General features: G+C 68.6%; 18 protein-coding genes. 14 read left to right on the top strand and 4 right to left on the bottom strand.

What is annotated here, in order from left to right; genetic code table 11:
- The first annotated feature begins 16 nt into the window (after window positions 1–16).
- Window positions 17–811: a MerR family transcriptional regulator gene (locus tag L942_RS14310; protein WP_106964903.1), complete on the top strand. Its 795-nt coding sequence runs from the start codon at window positions 17–19 to the stop codon at window positions 809–811.
- 6 nt (window positions 812–817) lie between these two features.
- Here the strand turns inward: L942_RS14310 and htpX are convergent, their stop codons facing one another.
- A complete protein-coding gene (htpX, locus tag L942_RS14305; protein WP_037360110.1) occupies window positions 818–1,666 on the bottom strand; it encodes a zinc metalloprotease HtpX in 849 nt (282 codons plus the stop codon).
- A 147-nt stretch (window positions 1,667–1,813) separates the two neighbouring features.
- Here htpX and L942_RS14300 point away from each other — a divergent pair, with 147 nt between their 5' ends.
- The 13 genes from L942_RS14300 (at window position 1,814) to L942_RS14240 (ending at window position 15,025) form a co-directional block, all read left to right on the top strand.
- On the top strand, window positions 1,814–2,776 hold the full coding sequence (locus L942_RS14300) for a YncE family protein (protein ID WP_037360108.1): 963 nt from the start codon (window positions 1,814–1,816) through the stop codon (window positions 2,774–2,776).
- Between the two features lie 39 nt (window positions 2,777–2,815).
- The gene (locus L942_RS14295) at window positions 2,816–3,685 is read left to right on the top strand and encodes an LLM class F420-dependent oxidoreductase (RefSeq protein WP_037360106.1); all 870 of its coding nucleotides are present in this window, start codon (window positions 2,816–2,818) and stop codon (window positions 3,683–3,685) included.
- The gene (locus L942_RS14290; protein WP_037360104.1) at window positions 3,682–4,554 is read left to right on the top strand and encodes an LLM class F420-dependent oxidoreductase; all 873 of its coding nucleotides are present in this window, start codon (window positions 3,682–3,684) and stop codon (window positions 4,552–4,554) included. Before L942_RS14295 ends, L942_RS14290 begins: the two co-directional genes overlap by 4 nt.
- Window positions 4,555–4,755: 201 nt before the next feature.
- Window positions 4,756–5,988, top strand: a complete 1,233-nt coding sequence (locus tag L942_RS14285; protein ID WP_037360102.1) for a class I SAM-dependent methyltransferase — start codon at window positions 4,756–4,758, stop codon at window positions 5,986–5,988.
- Between the two features lies 1 nt (window position 5,989).
- On the top strand, window positions 5,990–6,778 hold the full coding sequence (locus L942_RS14280) for a glucose-1-phosphate cytidylyltransferase (protein ID WP_037360100.1): 789 nt from the start codon (window positions 5,990–5,992) through the stop codon (window positions 6,776–6,778).
- Complete coding sequence (locus L942_RS14275) at window positions 6,775–7,419, top strand: PIG-L deacetylase family protein (RefSeq protein WP_037360098.1); 645 nt, start codon at window positions 6,775–6,777, stop codon at window positions 7,417–7,419. Before L942_RS14280 ends, L942_RS14275 begins: the two co-directional genes overlap by 4 nt.
- Window positions 7,420–7,423: 4 nt before the next feature.
- Window positions 7,424–8,446: an NAD-dependent epimerase/dehydratase family protein gene (locus L942_RS14270; RefSeq protein WP_037360096.1), complete on the top strand. Its 1,023-nt coding sequence runs from the start codon at window positions 7,424–7,426 to the stop codon at window positions 8,444–8,446.
- A complete protein-coding gene (locus L942_RS14265) occupies window positions 8,446–9,711 on the top strand; it encodes a DUF4910 domain-containing protein (RefSeq protein ID WP_037360094.1) in 1,266 nt (421 codons plus the stop codon). Before L942_RS14270 ends, L942_RS14265 begins: the two co-directional genes overlap by 1 nt.
- 40 nt (window positions 9,712–9,751) lie before the next feature.
- Window positions 9,752–11,044, top strand: a complete 1,293-nt coding sequence (locus L942_RS14260; protein ID WP_051165978.1) for a hypothetical protein — start codon at window positions 9,752–9,754, stop codon at window positions 11,042–11,044.
- Window positions 11,041–11,994 (top strand): glycosyltransferase family 2 protein, encoded by a 954-nt coding sequence (locus tag L942_RS14255; protein ID WP_037360092.1) that lies wholly within the window; start codon window positions 11,041–11,043, stop codon window positions 11,992–11,994. The genes L942_RS14260 and L942_RS14255 overlap by 4 nt, the downstream gene beginning before the upstream one ends.
- Window positions 11,991–13,172: a polysaccharide pyruvyl transferase family protein gene (locus L942_RS14250; protein WP_037360090.1), complete on the top strand. Its 1,182-nt coding sequence runs from the start codon at window positions 11,991–11,993 to the stop codon at window positions 13,170–13,172. The genes L942_RS14255 and L942_RS14250 overlap by 4 nt, the downstream gene beginning before the upstream one ends.
- Window positions 13,169–13,708 carry a dTDP-4-dehydrorhamnose 3,5-epimerase gene (gene rfbC / locus L942_RS14245; RefSeq protein ID WP_037360087.1) on the top strand — a complete coding sequence of 180 codons (540 nt, stop codon included), beginning with the start codon at window positions 13,169–13,171 and terminating at the stop codon, window positions 13,706–13,708. Before L942_RS14250 ends, rfbC begins: the two co-directional genes overlap by 4 nt.
- Before the next feature lie 6 nt (window positions 13,709–13,714).
- Window positions 13,715–15,025 carry a glutamate-1-semialdehyde 2,1-aminomutase gene (locus tag L942_RS14240; RefSeq protein ID WP_037360086.1) on the top strand — a complete coding sequence of 437 codons (1,311 nt, stop codon included), beginning with the start codon at window positions 13,715–13,717 and terminating at the stop codon, window positions 15,023–15,025.
- On the opposite strand, the gene L942_RS14235 is transcribed toward L942_RS14240, so the two are convergent.
- Genes L942_RS14235 through L942_RS14225 form a run of 3 tightly spaced genes read right to left on the bottom strand, consistent with a single transcriptional unit; the run spans window position 15,022 to window position 18,034 of the window.
- A complete protein-coding gene (locus L942_RS14235) occupies window positions 15,022–15,660 on the bottom strand; it encodes a phosphatase PAP2 family protein (protein ID WP_037360362.1) in 639 nt (212 codons plus the stop codon). The two genes, L942_RS14240 and L942_RS14235, sit on opposite strands and share 4 nt — an antisense overlap.
- Window positions 15,661–15,668: 8 nt before the next feature.
- Window positions 15,669–16,838 (bottom strand): glycosyltransferase family 4 protein, encoded by a 1,170-nt coding sequence (locus L942_RS14230; protein WP_037360083.1) that lies wholly within the window; start codon window positions 16,836–16,838, stop codon window positions 15,669–15,671.
- The gene (locus L942_RS14225; RefSeq protein ID WP_200862820.1) at window positions 16,835–18,034 is read right to left on the bottom strand and encodes an O-antigen ligase family protein; all 1,200 of its coding nucleotides are present in this window, start codon (window positions 18,032–18,034) and stop codon (window positions 16,835–16,837) included. The genes L942_RS14230 and L942_RS14225 overlap by 4 nt, the downstream gene beginning before the upstream one ends.
- Between the last annotated feature and the right edge of the window lie 6 nt (window positions 18,035–18,040).

The following is an 18,040-nucleotide window of genomic DNA, read 5'->3' as shown; positions in this document are numbered from 1 at the left end:
CTGCGACACTGAGGTCGTGCCCGAGCAAGACGGCCTCACAGTCGGACGCACGGCGACGCTGGTCGGCGTGAGCGTCAAAACCCTGCACCACTGGGACGCGGTCGGCCTGGTGCGCCCGAGCGGGCGCACCAGGTCCGGCTACCGGGTGTACTCCGCGGAAGACATCTCGCGGCTGCACCGGGTGCTGGTTTACCGCGAGCTCGGCTTCCCCCTGTCGGAGATCGGCCGCCTGCTGGACGACCCCTCGGTGGACGCGCACACCCACCTGACCCGGCAGCGGCGCGAACTGCGCGACCGGATCGCGCGGCTGGAACACATGGTGTCCGCAGTGGACCGGATGGCGGCGGCCACCCGCGGCGGAATGCAGCTGACCGCTGAGGAACAGGTCGCGATCTTCGGGTCCGACTGGAATCCGGAGTGGGTCGACGAGGCCGCGGAGCGCTGGGGCGACACGAAACAGTGGGCGGAGTACCGCGAGCGGACCACCGACCTGACCCCGCAAGACTGGCAAGAGGCGGCAGCCGAACAAGAGACCCTCCACGCCGACCTGGCCGCCGCGCGAAAGGCAGGCGTCGAACCGGGTTCCGCCGAGGCGAACACCCTCGCCGAGCGCCATCGCGCGACGTTGTCGCGGTACTTCGACTGCACGCACTCGATGCAGGTGTGCCTCGCCCGGAAATTCGTGGAAGAGACCGGGTACACCGAGTACTACGACGCGCTGGCCCCCGGCCTGGCCGCCTGGCTGCGAGACGTGATCTTCGCCAACGCCGTCGCGCACGGCGTGAACCCGGACACCGCGGTGTGGGAGTAACGCCGGTCAGCGACCCCGCGCCATCTCCTCGAGCCGCCGGATCCGATCCTCGATCGGCGGGTGCGTCGAGAACATCCGGCTCAACCCCGCACCCGGCCGGAACGGGTTCGCGATCATCAGGTGCGACTGCGACACCACCGCGGGCTCGGGCGCGAGCGGAGCGGCCCGGGTCCCCATCTCCAGCTTCCGCAACGCCGACGCCAGCGCCAGCGGATCCCCGGTCAGCTCGGCCCCGGAGGCGTCCGCCTGGTACTCGCGCGACCGGCTCACCGCCATCTTCACCACGCCAGCCGCGATCGGGCCGAGCAAGACCAGCAGCAGCGACATGAACGGGTTGCCCTCGCGGTCGTTCCCGCCGAAGAAGAACGCGATGTTCGCCAGCACGCTGACCACGCTCGCCAGCGCCCCGGCAACGCACGAGATCAGGATGTCCCGGTTGTACACGTGGGACAGCTCGTGCCCGAGCACCGCGCGCAGCTCACGTTCGTCGAGCAGTTCCAGGATTCCGGTGGTGCAGCACACCGCCGCGTGCTGCGGATTGCGCCCGGTCGCGAAGGCGTTGGGCGCGGCGGTCGGGCTCACGTACAGCGACGGCATCGGCTGCCGCGCGGACGTCGCCAGCTCGCGCACGATCCGGTACATCGCGGGCTGCTCGACCTCCGAGACCGGCCGCGCGTGCATCGCGCGCAGGGCCATTTTCTCGGAGTTGAAGTAGGCGTAGGCGTTCATGCCGAGCGCGATGACCAGGCCGATCAGCAGCGCCCCGCGGCCGAACAACCCGCTGATCCCGATGATGATCGCCGAGAGCAGACCGAGCAGCAACGCCGTCTTCAGCCCGTTGTGGTGCTTGTGCACGCGCGCTCGCCTCCGTCCGCTCTGGCTGGTGCCGCAAGGTGGGTTACTCACTGGAAACAACGCGATCGGGGGATCTGAAGTTCCTTCCCCCGATCCTTGTCCGAGTTAGGGTCGGCGAGCAACCCAAGCGACCGGGGCAGGTGAGCGATGCGCGGTTCCCAGTTCTCCCGGCGAGGGCTGTTCGGCCTGGTCAGCGCGGGTGCGGCGGCCCTGCTCGGCGGTCGCGCCGCCGCGGCCGAGCGGGTGACCAGCGTGCAGGTCGGCGGGACTCTTTCGGCGCTGGCCGTGAGTCCGGTCACTGGGCTCGTCTACGCCGCCGACCAGGCGTCCGGCCTGGTTCTCGTCGTCGATCCGGACGCTGGGCGGGCGGTGTCCGCGCTCGCGGTGGGCGGGGAACCGAGCGATGTGGCGGTGGACACCGAACGGATTTACGTCGCCAATCCGCCCAGCGGCACGGTGCTCGCCTTCGACAGCCAGACCCACCGGTTGCTGAGCGTCGTCAGCGCGGGGGCGGGCGCGTCGGCGCTCGCGATCGACCCGCAGGCCAACCTCGTGTACGCGGTCAGCGGCAAGACCGGCACGTTCGCGGTGCTCGACAGCATCAGCCTCACCCAGCAGGACCTGCTGCCCGCGCCGAAGCCGAGCCTCGCCGGCATCGCGCTCGACCGCGGGCGGCGGCGCGCCTACTGCACCAGCCCGACCACGAACTCGGTCGAGATCTGCGACCTCGACGCGGGGGCGTTCACCGCGAGTGTTCCGGTGGGGGCTTCGCCCACCGGGATCGGCGTCCACGAGCCGAGCGGCGCGGTGTTCGTGGCGAATTCGGCGATCCACCATTTGTCCATTGTGGACGGAGCGGCTCGGGCGCAGGTCAAGACGGTGCTGCTGCGGAGCGAGGCATCGTCGCTCGCGGTGCATCAGGGCAGCGATGTCGTGTACACCAATGGCGGACAAAATGGACTGTCTCGTGTGGACGGACGGACCGCCACCCTGACCGGCGAGCTGAGCCTGGGGGTGAACCCGGGCGACGTCGCGGTCGATCAGCGCACCCGCACGGTGTACGTGACCGATCCGCTGCACGGCACGGTCAACATCGTGCGCGATTTCTGACCGCTCGCATGAAGTTACTCCAGGTATACGGTGTCGGATATGGACGTTGGTCTCCAAGTCCCCGACTTCACGGTGCCAGGAGGAACCGCCGCACTCGGGGCGCGACTGGCCGAGGTGGCACGCGCGGCGGACGACGCCGGGTTCGCCTACCTCGCGGTAATGGACCATTTCTTCCAGATTCCCAGCGTCGGCCCGAGCGACCGCGCGATGCTCGAGGCGTATACGACGCTCGGCTACTTCGCCGCGCACACCCGGCGCACGAAACTGCTCACCTACGTCACTGGCGCGATTTACCGGCACCCCGGCCTGCTCGCGAAGGCAGTCACCACCCTCGACGTCCTGTCCGGCGGGAGAGCCGTGCTCGGCATCGGGGCCGGGTGGAACGAGGAAGAAGCCCGCGGGCTCGGGTTCCCGTTTCCGTCCGTCTCGGAACGGTTCGAGCTGCTCGAGGAGAACCTGCGGTACGTCCGGCAGATGTGGGACGAGGACGACAAGCCGTTCTCCAGCAAGCATTTCACCGCCGAACGGCTGCTCAACAGCCCGCAGCCGACGCACCGGCCGCCGATCATGGTAGGCGGGGGCGGAGAGAAGAAAACCCTCCGGCTCGTCGCGAAGTACGGCGATTGCTGCAACCTCGGCAACGGCCCGGATCTCGAACGCAAGCTCGACGTGCTCAAGCGGCATTGCGCAACCGAGGGCCGCGACTACGCCGAGATCGCCAAGACCGTTTACCACTATCTGGACATCGGCCCGTCCGGGGAGAAAACCGGCGAATTCATCGCCGAGGCGCGGAGGCTGCATCGGCTCGGCGTCCAGGCGATCATCGGTCCGCTGCCCGGGGGCGCGGACCGCACCAGGATCGAAATTTTCGCGAAAGACATCATTCCGGCGGTTAAGGAGTTGGCATGAAACTCGGGTTGCACCTGGCTCAGCAGACCTGGCCGAACGGCCCGGCGGCGCTCGGCGCGGACCTGGCGCGGGTAGCCCGGAGCGCGGACCAGGCCGGGTTCGAATACCTGTCGGTGATGGACCATTTCTTCCAGATCTCCGCCTACGGCCCGCCGGAGCACGAGATGCTGGAAGGCTGGACCACCCTCGGCTTCCTGGCCGCGCACACCGAACGCGTCAAACTGCTCACGCTCGTGTCCGGCGTCATTTACCGGCACCCGGGGCTGCTCGCGAAGACCGCGACGACGCTCGACGTGCTGTCCGGAGGACGGGCGATCCTCGGCATCGGCGCGGGCTGGAACGAGGAGGAATCCCGCGCGCTCGGGTTCCGGTTCCCGCCGATGAAGGAGCGGTTCGAGCAACTCGAGGACGCGCTCCGGTACGTCCGCCAGATGTGGGCAGAGGGCGACGAACCCTTCACCGGCACGCACGTCAGCGCCGAGCGGCTGCTCAACAGCCCGCAGCCGATCCAGCGTCCGCACCCGCCGATCCTGATCGGCGGCAGCGGCGAAAAGAAGACCCTGCGGTTCGTCGCGCAATACGGCGACATCTGCAATCTGCTGCCCAACGCGGACCTTCCACGCAAACTGGAAGTCCTGAAGCAGCACTGCGAGGACGTCGGCCGCGACTACTCGGAGATCACGAAAACCGCGTCGCTGCGACTCGACACCGGTGAAAAGGGCGAGAAAACCGGGCAATTGCTGGATGAACTGGGCCGGCTGTCGGAGCTCGGTTTCAGCGTCGCGACCGGCTGGGCGGAAGGCGTGCCGGACCCGGCGGTGCTCGAACGCTTCGCCACCGAGGTGATCCCGGCGGCGGAAAAGCTGTGATCCGCTGACGAACGGGTGGCGGCTGCGCCATGCGGTGCCGGCCCGCCACCCGTTCGTCGCAGCACCGCGCGGCATTCCGCCGCGGTCATGGTCTCGGTTCCGAATCGACTCCGGTGAGCTTCCCGGCGCGCTGTAACGACGGCCGGGCGCGGATCGACCTGCCCTACGCAGATCGCGTTCGCGACCGGAGGAGCCTGGTACATGACCACATGTCGACTCTGTGGTTCGGAAAGAACCGCCAGCGTGGTCGACCTCGGCGCGACCCCGCCGTGCGAGCGGTTCCTGACCGCCGCGCAGCTGGCCGAACCCGAACCGACGTTCCCGCTGCATCTCGAAGTGTGCACGGAATGCTGGCTTGCGCAGCTCCCGCCGTTGCTCGATCCGGCCGACACTTTCACCGATTACGCGTATTTCTCGTCTTTTTCCACCTCGTGGGTCGAACACGCGAAACGATTCACCGACGGCGCGGTCGAGTGGCTCGGACTGACCGATCAGTCCTTCGTCGTCGAGGTCGCCAGCAACGACGGATATCTCCTGAAGCACGTCGTGGAACGCGGAATCCGTTGTCTCGGCGTGGAACCTTCGGTGAACGTCGGGCAAGCCGCGCGCGAAGCCGGAGTACCGACGCACACCGCGTTCCTTTCCGAGGAAACCGGCCGGGAAGTGCGCGCCGAACACGGCCCGGCCGACCTGGTCGTGGCGAACAACGTCTACGCCCACATCCCGGACATCCGCGGGTTCACCCACGGGCTGCGCGCGCTCGTCGCGGACGACGGCTGGGTGTCGATCGAGGTGCAGCACCTGCTGACCCTGATCGAAAAGAACCAGTACGACACGATCTATCACGAACATTTCCAGTACTACACCGTCGAATCCGCGCGGCGGGCGCTGGCGAGCGGCGGGCTGACCGTCGTCGACGTCGAACTCCTGCCCACCCACGGCGGCTCGATCCGGCTCTGGGCGCGACCCAATGAGGCGGCCGGGGAGCCGAGCGCGCGGATGATCGACGTGCTGGCCCGGGAAAAGGCCGCCGGGCTGCACGAGCTGTCCGGATACACCGAATTCGCCGACCGGGTCACCCGCGTCCGGCTGGAATTGCTCGAATTCCTCCTCACCGCCCGGAAAGCCGGGAAAACGACCGTTGGGTACGGCGCTCCCGGCAAGGGCAACACCCTGCTCAACCACTGCGGCATCCGGCCGGACCTGCTGCCCTACACGGTGGACCGCAATCCGTACAAGCATGGCCGGTTCACGCCGGGCACCCGGATCCCGGTCGTGGAGCCGGACCGGATCGCGGCCGACCGGCCGGACTACGTGCTCGTCCTGCCCTGGAACCTGCGGGACGAACTGACCGAGCAACTGTCCTACGTCGGCGCGTGGGGCGGCAAGCTCGTCTTCCCGATTCCGCGCCTGGAAATCGTCGAGGTGACGTGAAGTGAAAGTGGTCCTGTTCTGCGGCGGTTACGGCATGCGGATGCGCAGCAGCGAGGCGTCCGACGTGCCCAAGCCGATGGCGATGGTCGGGCCGCGCCCGCTGATCTGGCACGTGATGCGCTACTACGCGCATTTCGGGCACACCGAGTTCGTGCTGTGCCTCGGTTACGGCGCACACCACATCAAGGACTTCTTCCTGCACTACGAGGAAACGACGTCGAACGACTTCGTTCTGCGCGGCGGGAAGCCGGAACTGCTGTCGACCGACATCGCCGACTGGACGATTTCCTTCGTGCAGACCGGCATCGAGTCGCCGATCGGCGAACGGCTGCGCCGGGTGCGCGACCACCTCGACGGCGACGAGATGTTCCTCGCCAACTACGCCGATGTCCTCACCGACGCACCGCTGGACAACATCGTCGAGCGCTTCGCGGCCAGCGATGCCGGCGCGTCGATGCTCGTCGTGCCGCCGCAGTCGTCGTTCCACTGCGTCGAGATGGACGAGGGCGGCCGGATCGGCGCGATCACCCCGGTCAGCGAACTCCCGCTGTGGGAGAACGGCGGCTATTTCGTGCTGCGCCAAGAGATTTTCGACCACATTCCGGAGAACGGCGACCTGGTCGCCGACGGCTGCGGCGAACTCGCCAAGCGCGGCCGGCTGCTCGCCTATCCCTACCGCGGGTTCTGGAAGCCGACCGACACGGTCAAAGAACGCTACGCACTCGACGCCGCCTACGCGCACGGCGACCGGCCGTGGGCGTTGTGGGAACGCGAGAAGGTGCACGCATGATCCGCCTCGGTGCCGAGGTGAAGAGCATTGTCGTGCTCGGCGCGCATTGCGACGACATCGCCATCGGCGCCGGCGGCACACTCCTCGAAATCTGCGGAAAGAGGCCCGGGCTGCAAGTCGACGCGCTGGTGTTGTCCGGCGGCGGCACTGACCGAGAGACCGAGGAACGCGCCGCGTTGGCCGCGTTCTGCCCGGGTGCGGAGCTGAACGTCACGGTCCTGAAGCTGCCGGACGGCCGCCTCCCCTCTCATTGGGAGGAAGCCAAGAACGCGTTGGAGGACCTGCGCCGCCGCACCGATCCGGACGTCGTGTTCGCGCCTCGCACCATCGACGCCCACCAGGACCACCGCGGGCTCGCCCAGCTCGTGCCCACGGTGTTCCGCGGCCATCTGACGCTGGGCTACGAAATCGTCAAATGGGACGGGGACCTCGGCCGGCTGCCCGCGTACGCACCGATGTCGGACGAGGTCATGCAGCGCAAGATCGAACTGCTGCACCAGCACTACGGCTCGCAGCAACACCGGCCGTGGTACGACCGCGAGGCGTTCCTCGGCCTCGCGCGGATTCGCGGAATCGAATGCCAAGAACGCTATGCCGAGGCGTTCGAGGCGAACAAACTCGTCATCGATCTAAGGGGCTGAAGGCATGCGCGTGCTGCTCACGGGGCACACGGGATATCTGGGCACGGTGATGGCTCCGGTGCTCGCCGCGGCGGGACACGAGGTCGTCGGCCTCGACTCGGGCTTGTTCGCCGCTTGCGTGCTAGGCCCGGCCCCGCGCGATCCGGTCGGGCTGGCCGTCGACCTGCGGGACGTGAAAGCCGAACACCTGCAGGGCTTCGACGCGGTGATCCACCTCGCCGCGCTGTCGAACGATCCGCTCGGCTCGCTCGCCCCCGAACTGACCTACGACATCAACCACCTCGCGTCGGTCAAGCTCGCGAGACTCGCGAAGGACGCTGGGGTTTCGCGGTTCCTGTACGCCTCGACCTGCTCTGTCTACGGCGCTTCCGGCGGCAGCGGCCTGGTCGACGAGGACGCACCGCTGCGGCCGGTCACTCCGTACGCCGAGTCGAAGGTTCGAGTGGAAGCCGAGGTTTCCGAACTCGCCGACGATGACTTCACCCCGGTGTACCTGCGCAACGCCACCGCGTTCGGGTTCTCGCCGCGGCTGCGCGCCGACATCGTGCTGAACAACCTCGTCGGCCACGCCTACCTGTCCGGCGAGGTCCTGGTGCTCTCCGACGGCACACCGTGGCGACCGCTGGTGCACGCCGACGACATCGCGCACGCCTTCACCGCGGCACTCGAAGCTCCGCGCGAGGCCGTGCACAACAAGGCATTCAACATCGGCACCGAGCGCAACAACGTGACGGTCGCTGAGATCGCCGAAGAAGTCGTCGCGGCGGTGCCTGGCGCCAAGCTGCGGATCACCGGTGAAGCCGGTGCCGACCCGCGGTCCTACCGCGTCGATTTCTCCCGGTTCCGCGACGCGGTCCCGGCCTTCGACTGCAAGTGGGGCGTGAAAGACGGGGCGCTGCAACTGTTCGACGCCTACCGCCGCAACAGCCTCACCCGAGACCAGTTCCAGCGCCGCTTCACCCGGCTGAACTGGCTGAGCGACCGGCAGGCCGCCGGCGCGGTCGACGCCACCCTGCGGCACGCCTGATGCGCACCGGGCCCGAGATGCACGCTCTGGTGGAACGGTTGTACCCGTTGTGCCGGAGCATCACCGGCGACGGCGTCCGGCAGACGCTGGCCGTCCTCGGCGAGCACCTCCCGCTCGACCGGTACGAGGTGCCCAGCGGCACCGAAGTGCTGGATTGGACCGTGCCGCCGGAGTGGAACATCCGGGACGCCTTTGTCGCGGATTCCTCCGGGCGGCGGGTCATTGACTTCCGGAAGTCGAACCTGCACGTGGTCGGCTACAGCGTCCCGGTCGACCGGGTCGTCAGCTTGAACGAGTTGCGCAGGCACCTGCACACCCTGCCGGAGCAGCCGTCGCTGATCCCCTATCGCACCAGTTACTACTCCCCCACCTGGGGTTTTTGCCTTGCCCAGGACGTTCTCGACACGCTGCCGGACGGCGACTACCACGTCAAAATCGACTCGACGCTCGCCGACGGGCACCTGACTTACGCCGAACACGTCGTGCCCGGCGAAGTGTCGGACGAGGTGCTCGTCTCGTGCCATCTCTGCCATCCGTCGCTGGCGAACGACAACCTCGCCGGCATCGCGGTCGCCGTCGCGCTCGCGCAGGCGCTGGCCGAGGAAAAGCCCTACTACACGTACCGGTTCCTGTTCATGCCCGGCACGATCGGCGCGATCACCTGGCTGGCGCGCAATTCCGAGCGCATCGAGCAGGTCAAGCACGGTGTCGTGCTGGCCTGTGCCGGGGACCGGGGCTCGCTGACGTACAAGCGCAGCCGGCGCGGCGACGCCGACATCGACCGCGTCTTCGCGTACGTCCTCAAGGACAAACCCCACGAGATCCGCGATTTCTCTCCCTATGGCTACGACGAGCGCCAGTTCTGCTCTCCCGGATTCAACCTCGGCGTCGGCTCGCTCACGCGCACCCCGTACGCGGGCTACCCGGAGTACCACACCTCGGCGGACAACCCGTCCTTCGTCGACCCGGACTCGATGGCCGACACGCTCGACACCCTGCGCACGGCGTTTTCCGTGCTGGACCGCAACCGGCGCTACGTGAACCTCAGCCCGTACGGCGAACCGCAGCTCGGCAAGCGCGGACTCTACGACTCGCTCGGCGGGCGCAGCGACGCCAAGGAAGCCCAGATGGCCATGCTGTGGGTGCTCAGTCTCTCCGACGGCGACCACAGCCTCCTCGACATCGCCGAACGGGCGGACCTGCCGTTCGGCGCCGTAGCCGCGGCGGCCGAAGCCCTTCGGGCCGCCGGACTGCTGAAGGAGTGAGGCCGTGCCGTCGATCCTGCGTTCGCGAGCCGTCCGCGCGATGGCGGGACGGCTCAGCTGGGGCCTCGGGGACCAAGCAGTCTCCAGCCTGACCAACTTCGTAGTGGGCCTTTACGTCGCTCGCTCGCTCGGCGCAACGGCGTTCGGCCTGTTCAGCATCGCGTGGGTGACCTACGGCGTCATTCTCAACATCTCGCGCGGCCTCGCCACCGATCCGCTGATGGTGCGTTTCTCCGGCGTCGCCCGGGCGAGCTGGCGGACCGCGGTGGGCCAGGCCGTCGGGACCGCGTTCGTGGTCGGCGTCGCGTCCGGGCTGCTCAGTGTCCTTTTCGGACTCATGGTGGGCGGGGCGCTCGGCGGCACGTTCGTCGCGCTCGGGGTGGTGCTGCCGTTCCTGCTCGTCCAGGACGCCTGGCGGTTCGGGTTCTTCGCGCAGGGCACCGGGCACAAGGCGTTCGTCAACGACGGGATCCAGGCCGTCGCGTTGTTCCCCGCGCTGGTTTTGGCCGCGCGCTACGACACGGTGGTCGCGTTCCTGCTGGCCTGGGGGTGCTCGGCCGGGGTCGCGGCCGCCTTCGGCTGGGTGCAGACGAGCGTGCTGCCGCGGCTCGGCGGGGTGCGCGGATGGCTGCGGGATCATCGCGACCTCGGCGTGCGCTACCTCTTGGAGAACGTCAGCAACAGCGGTTCGTCGCAGCTGCGGGCGTACGGGCTGGGCGCGATTTCCGGGCTGGCCGCGGTCGGCACGGTGCGCGGAGCGGAACAGCTGCTCGGACCGTTTCTCGCGCTGCTCATGGGACTTTCCCTCGTCACTGTCGCCGAGGGGGCGCGGGTGCTCCGGCAGTCGCCGCATCGGCTGTGGCACTTCTGCGTGGTGCTCGGTGCGGCACAGGCGGCGGCCGCGCTGATCTGGGGACTCGGACTGTGGCTCTTCGTTCCCGAAGACGCCGGCCGGTTCGTGCTCGGCTCGCTGTGGGACAGCTCGTCGCTGCTGGTCCCGGCGGTCACCATGGCGGTGGTCGGCGCGAGCTTCACCACCGGCGCGACGGCCGGCTTGCGCGCGCTCGGGATGGCGCGCCGGAGCTTGCGGTCGCAGCTGATCGCGTCCGCGTGCTACGTCGTGTTCGGCCTGATCGGGGCCGCGCTCGGCGGCGCGGCCGGATCTGAGTGGGGCGTCGCGGCCGCCACGCTCACCGGCTCGGCCGTGTGGTGGTGGCAGCTGCGCAGCGCGCTGCGCGACCACTTCGCGGCGGAAGCCGAATTCCCCGCCAGCTCAGGTTCCTTCAGCCAAGCAGAACTCCATTCGGCTTCCGAGGAGATGAAACCGGCATGAGCACGGTGCCCCGGCTGACCATCGGTCTGCCCGTCTACAACGGAGAGGAATTCCTCAGCGAAGCACTCGACGCGCTGCTCGGGCAGACTTACGAGGACTTCGAACTGATCATCTCCGACAACGCGTCGCAAGACGGCACGGAAGAGATCGCCCGGAAGTACGCGCAGGAGGACTCGCGGATCCGGTATCTGCGCCAGCCCCGCAACATCGGCGCGACCGCGAACCACAACCTCTTGCTCGACCAGGCACGCGGCGAGCTGTTCAAATGGGCCTCGCACGATGATCTCTACGGCCGGGAGCTGCTCGCGAAGTGCGTCGAAGCGCTCGACGCGCGGCCGGAGATGATCCTCGCGCATTCGCACCAGGCGATCATCGACGGGAACGGCGCGGTCACCGTGCCGCTGGACTACCGGCACCAGACAGACTCGCCGCGACCGTCGGTGCGGTTCAAGAGTCTGCTGTTCGAGCCCGGCGGCGACGATTTCTACGGCGTGCTCCGCACCGAAGTGTTGCGGCGAGTCACCCCGATGAACAGCTACCACCACGCCGATCGCACCTACGTGGCCGAATTGGCGCTGCACGGGCCGTTCTACCAGGTGCCTGAGCTGCTGTACTTCCGCCGCGATCATCCGGACCGGGCGGAGCGGGCGAACCCGAGCAAGCGTTCCCGGTGCGCGAACCTCGACCCGAAGCGCGGCAACGCTCTCACGAACCCGACCGTCCGGCTGCTCGCCGAGTACGTCTGGGGTTTCGTGCACGGAATCCGCTCCGCACCGCTGTCGTCGGGCGAACGTCGCGCCTGCTACCTCGCGCTGGCCGAGTGGTTCGCCAGCCGCGCCCGGCCCGGCGGCGGTGGAGAACGCGTCGAAGACCGGGCCCCGGTGCACGCGGCGGAACTCAACCTCACGGTCGACCGCGTGGTCGCCGGGCGCGAACGGCGGGTGCCGTGACTGTTCGCGTTGGAGTCTTCGGACTGCTCGGTTCAGGCAACCTCGGCAATGACGGCTCGCTGGAGGCGGTGCTCGGCTTCCTGCGCGCCGAACATCCGTCCGCGAAGGTGTCCGCGTTCTGCGGCGGGGCGGACACCATCCGGGCGCGGTACGGGATTCCGGCGGTGCGGCTGAACTGGTACCGCGGCGAATACCGGCACGCTTCCGGGCTGCGGTCGATCGCGGCGAAGGGCCTCGGCAAGATCATCGACGTCTTCCGGACGGCGTGGTGGGTCCGGCGGCAGCACGTGGTGATCGTTCCCGGCATGGGCGTACTGGAGGCGACGCTTCCGCTGCGGCCGTGGGGATTTCCGTATTCGCTGTTTCTGCTCTCGCTGTGCGGGCGGCTCGGACGGACGAAGATCGCGCTGGTCAGCGTCGGCGCGGACCGGATTCGGGTGCCCGCCACGCGGTTCCTCGTGCGGTCCGCGTCCCAGCTCGCGACGTACCGGTCCTTCCGCGACGAACTCTCGCGTTCGGCGATGGCCGACATGGGGGTGCGGGTGACGAACGATCGCGTGTATCCCGATCTGGCCTTCGCCCTGCCGACGCCCGCCGCGGTGGAGGATCCGCGTGCCGTGGGCGTCGGGGTGATGGCTTACTACGGCGGCAATGACGACCGTGCCCGAGGGGAGGAGATCTACCGGGCGTATGTGGACGCGATGACGGAGTTCGTGCGGTATCTCGTCAGCCAAGAACGGCCGGTCCGGCTCTTCATCGGAGACCGCATCGATCACCAGGTCGTGGACGAGATCGTCGAGGCAGTTGGCTCTCCGCTGCTCTCCGCGGCGGTACCGGGCACGCTCGACGAGCTGATGCGTTCGATGGCCGAGGTCGGCACGGTCGTGGCCACTCGGTACCACAATGTGTTGTGCGCGTTGAAGGTCGGAAGGCCGACGCTCGCGATCGGATACGCGAAGAAGAACGATGTGCTGATGGCCGAAATGGGACTCGGCGAGTTCTGCCAAGAGGCCCGTGCGGTCGACCTGCCGCGGTTGATCGAGCAGTTCGAGGAATTGCAGCGGCGGGCTCCGGACCTGAGCGCGGAACTCGCCGCGCGCAATGAAGCCTGCGGTCAGCAGTTGAAGGCCCAGTTCGCCCTGTTGTCGAGGACGCTCATTCCCGCGGAGGTGTCGTGAAAGCCGTTCCCGTGCCGTCGATTTCCGGGGTGTGGCTTTTTCAGCCGACCCCGCACCGCGACGATCGCGGCTTCTTCTCGCGGACCTTCGACGCCGGCGTCGCCCGCTCAGCCGGCATCGATCCGGACTCGTTCGTGCAGGACAGCGTGTCCCGGTCGGTGCGCGGCGTGGTGCGCGGGATGCACCTGCGGTCCGGGGCCGGCGAGGCGAAACTGGTGCGGTGCTCGTTCGGAGAGGTGTTCGACGTCGTGGTCGACCTGCGGCCGGATTCGCCGACTTTCCGGGTGATGGAAACATTTCGCCTCTCCGGCGACACTCAGGAGAGCATCTATATTCCGGCTGGATGCGCACACGGTTTCCAGGCGTTGAGCGACGTCGCCGACGTGTCGTACCGGATCGACCGCGCGCACGACCCGTCCGAGGACGTCGCCATCGCACACGACGACCCCGAGCTCGCCATACCGTGGCCGCTGCCCGCGGCATTGCTGTCCGAACGCGACGCGTCGGCTCCTTCGCTTGCCGACGCCTTGAGGTGACCTGTCATGGACCTGCCACTCTCACGGATCGCGAACGAACGCCTGCACCGCGCCATCCCCGGCGGCGCGCACACCTACGCCAAAGGCGAGGACCAATACCCGGAACATCTCGCCCCGGTCATCTCGCACGGCCGCGGCGCGCACGTCTGGGACGTCGACGGCAACCGGTACCTCGAATACGGCTCCGGCCTGCGCGCGGTCAGCCTCGGGCACGTGCATCCGCGCGTCACGTCGGCCGTCCGCGACGTGCTGGAACGGGGGAACAACTTCGTCCGTCCCTCCATTGTGGAGCTTGAAGCGGCGGAGCAGTTCCTTGAGACGGTGCCGACCGCGGACATGGTGAAGTTCGCGAAGAACGGCTCCGACGCGACGACCGCCGCCGTCCGGCTCGCCCGCGCGGCCACTGGTCGGCCGCTGGTCGCCCACTGCGCGGACCACGCGTTCTTCTCCACCGACGACTGGTTCATCGGCACCACCCCGATGTCGGCCGGAATCCCCGCCGCGACGATGGCGATGACCGTGCCGTTCCCGTATGGCGACCTCCCGGCGACCGAGCAGATGCTGCGCCGGTTCCCGGGACAGGTGGCGTGCCTGATCCTGGAGCCGACCAAGGACGTCGACCCGCCGGACGGCTACCTCGCCGGACTGCTCGAACTCGCGCATCGGCACGGAGCGCTGGTGATCTTCGACGAGATGATCACCGGGTTCCGCTACTCCGAGCACGGCGCGCAGGGGCTGTACGGCGTGCCGCCGGATCTCTCGACGTTCGGCAAAGCCCTCGGCAACGGATTCGCGATCGCTGCGTTGGCCGGCCGCCGGGACCTGATGGAACTGGGCGGTCTGCGGGATTCGCGGGATCGGGTGTTCCTGCTGTCCTCGACGCACGGCGCGGAGACTCCCGCGCTGGCCGCGACGATGGCGGTCATCGAGGTCTACGCGGCCGAAGACGTGACGGCTCGCCTGCACGCTCTCGGGGCTCGGCTGGCTGCTGGGGTGACCGAGGTGGCGGCTGCGCACGGGGTCGGCGAGCGGGTCTTCGTGCGCGGGCGGCACAGCAATCTGGTGTTCGCGACCCTCGACGCGGATGGCCGGCCTTCGCAGGAGTACCGCACGTTGTTCCTGCGGTGTCTGCTGGAGAACGGGGTGCTCGCTCCGTCCTTTGTGGTCAGTGCGGCGATGACGGAGGAGGACATCGACCGGACCGTGGAGGCGGTCGCGTCGGCTTGCGTGGTGTACCGGAAGGCGCTGGAGGCCGGGGATCCGGCGCCGTGGCTGGGCGGGAAGCCGGTCAAGCCGGTGTTCCGCCGGAAGGCTTAACGGTCCGCGATCCGGTCGATCCAGTACGCCGTGACCGGCATGACGGCCAGCGCCGCCGCGAAGCCCCCGATCGTGTCGGTCGGGTAATGCGCGCCCAGCCCGACCTCGGCCCACGCCATCACGAACCCCAACACCAAGGCAAGCCCGAGCAACCACGCCACCGCGGCACCGCGGCTCGACCGGCCGGCTAGCGCGTAGGCCCCGAGCAACGCCAAAGCGGTCGCGAAAGCGGTGTGGCCGCTGGGGAACGACAGGTAACTTCCGTGAATCGTCCGGCCGGTCAGCGGTTTCAGCACCGAAGTCACCGCGACGGTCAGTCCGCAGCCGACCACCGCCAGCACCGCCGTCCGCAGCCGGTGGGTCAGCAGGCAGCCGCTGACCACCAGAACCAGGATCAGCACCGCGCCCAGCGGTTCGCCGCAGAAGTCGATCGCGGTCGCGAAGTACCACCACGGGTCCGGCACGAGGTCCGGACCGGGCAGGAGCGGGGCGTCGAACGCGCTCGGCGCCGAATGCCCGGCGAACCGCAGGCCCAGCGCGATCAGTGCCAGCAAACCGAGCACGGCCAGGACCAGCGACGGCGTGCGCACCACGATCGGAAGCGCTCGCGGCGAGGTCTTCAATCGGTCGCGCACGGCTTCCTTCATACCGTGGAGATCGCTTCCTCGTAGCCTTCGAGCAGCCGTTTCAGCCCGACTTCCGGAGTGAAGTCCGCCTCGTACCGCTGGCGTGCGGCCTCGCCCATCTTCTGGTTCAGCTCGACGTCAGCGACCTCGAGGAGCGCGCCCGCGAGCGCCGCCGCGTCGCCCGGGGGGTGCAGCAAGCCGGTGCCGCCGTCGGTGACCAGTTCCTCGAACGCTCCGTGCGCGGGCGCGACCGTCGGCACCCCGGCGGCCATCGCTTCCACCACCACAAGCCCGAAAGCTTCCAGCCACGTCGAGGGCACGACGACCGCCACCGCTCGCGCGATCAGTTCCTGGCACGAAGCCCGATCCCGCAGGCCGAGGTACGACACGTTGTCCCGCCCCGCGGCCCAGGCCGCGACGTCGTCGGACAACGGACCGGTCCCGGCGATCACCAACGGCAGCTTGCCGGAGTACTGCTCCCACGCCGCTTTGAGCAGCGGGATGCCTTTCTCCTCGGTGAGCCGGCCCAGGAACAGCAAATGCTCGCCGTCACCGGTCCGCCGACGTCCCTGGTCCGGGACGAAGTTGTGCTTCACCGTCATCCGCGCGGCCGGCAAGCCCGCGTCGACGAGGAGGCGGCGCTGAGCGGCGGAGATGCAGAAGAACCGGGTCACGCCGGTCCGCCAGCGATCCCGGTTGACCATCAGGTTGACCGCCATCGGCACCGTCGCCGCGGCTGAGCCGCGGTAACAACCGTGCCGGACCGCGGGGACCGGCAGGCCGCCGACGCAGTCAGTGCAGATCCGGCCGTTCCGGTAGAGCGTGCCAGGCGGGCAGACGAGGCCGTAGTTGTGCAGGGTCGCGACCACCGGCACGCGCGCCTCGGCGCACGCGGCCAGCACCGACGGCGACAGCAGCGGGAAGGTGTTGTGCACATGCACGACATCCGGCCGCTCCCGGCGCAACTGCGCCCGCAACGCCATCCGTGACGCGCGGTTCCACGGCACCCGCAACGGCACCAAGGCCTTGCGTGCCAACGGCAGCGACGCGATGTCGTCACTGTGCCGCTCGAACCGACGCACGTCGACCCCGGCCGAGGCGAGCAGCGAGACCTCGGCGTCGACCACGTTGTTCTCGCCGCTCGGCTGCTCCGACCGGTAGCGGTTGTGCACCACCAGAACCTTCACGCCAGCTTCTCCCTCGCCGGGGCCTTGCCGGTGGCCAACAGCGACGCGGCAACGGCCAGATGCAGCAGATACGGCGACGCGTCGCCAAGCCCGGCTTCGGTGTAGGACGCGGAAACGCAGTACGCGATCAGGAAAATCGCGCACGCCCTGGCCAGGGACGGCGGCCGCAGCACCGCGATCGCGATCAGCACCAGCAGGACCGCGGCGACGATCGCGATCCCGACGAAACCCTGCTCGTGGTAGATCGCCAGCCAGCTGTTGTCGATCGGCAGGCCGTCGTAGGACTTGTCGGTGAGGCCGACGCCGAAGAGGTACTCGAATCCGGTCCGCGGCGCGGACAGCAGCGCGTCCCACACCTTGGCGCGACCGGTCAGGCTGGAGAAATCGTCGGTGCTCTGGCCACGCAGGAACCACGTCTGCAGCAATCCGCCCAGCACCACCGCGGAGAAGCCGGCGACCAGCACGATCCCGGCGAACACCTTCCGCGCCCGCGCGCTGACCAGCCCCAGCGACAGCAACGCGACGATCAGCCCGGCGACGAGCCCGAGCGTCGCGGTGCGGGTGTGCGTCAGCAGCAACACCCCGAGCGACGGCACGACGACGATCAACGCGCTCTTGGCGTCCGTCCGCTTGCCGAGCCACATCAGCACCGCGAGGCCCGCGATGACCGCCGAGTACTGGCCGATCTGCGGCGGCGTCAGCGGCCATACCGCGCCGGAAAGCCGGCCGCCGTAGATGTCCGGCATCGCCTTGCCCGGCGCGATCACCAACCCGGCCACGACCGAAATCAGCACCGCGCCGAACATCCGGATGTGCGCCCGCACGAACGTGAACGATCCGTCCCACCAGCCGCTGAGCAGCCAGAGCGTCGCGACGAACACGGCGAACCGGAAGCACCGGAACAACGCGCCGAAGCCGGATTCCAGGTGCACGCTGGCGACGATGCTGGTGAGCAGCAAGAAGGACAGGAGCATCAGGTACGCGCTCGGCCGGATCCGGATCCGGAGGTTGACCACGAGGGCGAGCAGGAACGCGGTCATCAGCGCGCCCATGGTGACCAACTGGATCACCGTGCGAGGCAACGGAATCACCGTCTGCGCGCCGGCCGAGCCGAGCGTGTTGAGGATGAGCAACGCCCAGGCCGCGCTTACCGCTTTCGGCGCCGCTTTCGTTTCCGCGGGCAGCGTGGCGGTCAATTCGGC

This window comes from Amycolatopsis orientalis DSM 43388 (assembly GCF_000411975.1).
GTDB classification, from domain to species: Bacteria; Actinomycetota; Actinomycetes; order Mycobacteriales; family Pseudonocardiaceae; genus Amycolatopsis; species Amycolatopsis orientalis_D.
Note: the sequence above shows the minus strand (reverse complement) of the source record. Positions and strands in the feature narration are given on the sequence as shown.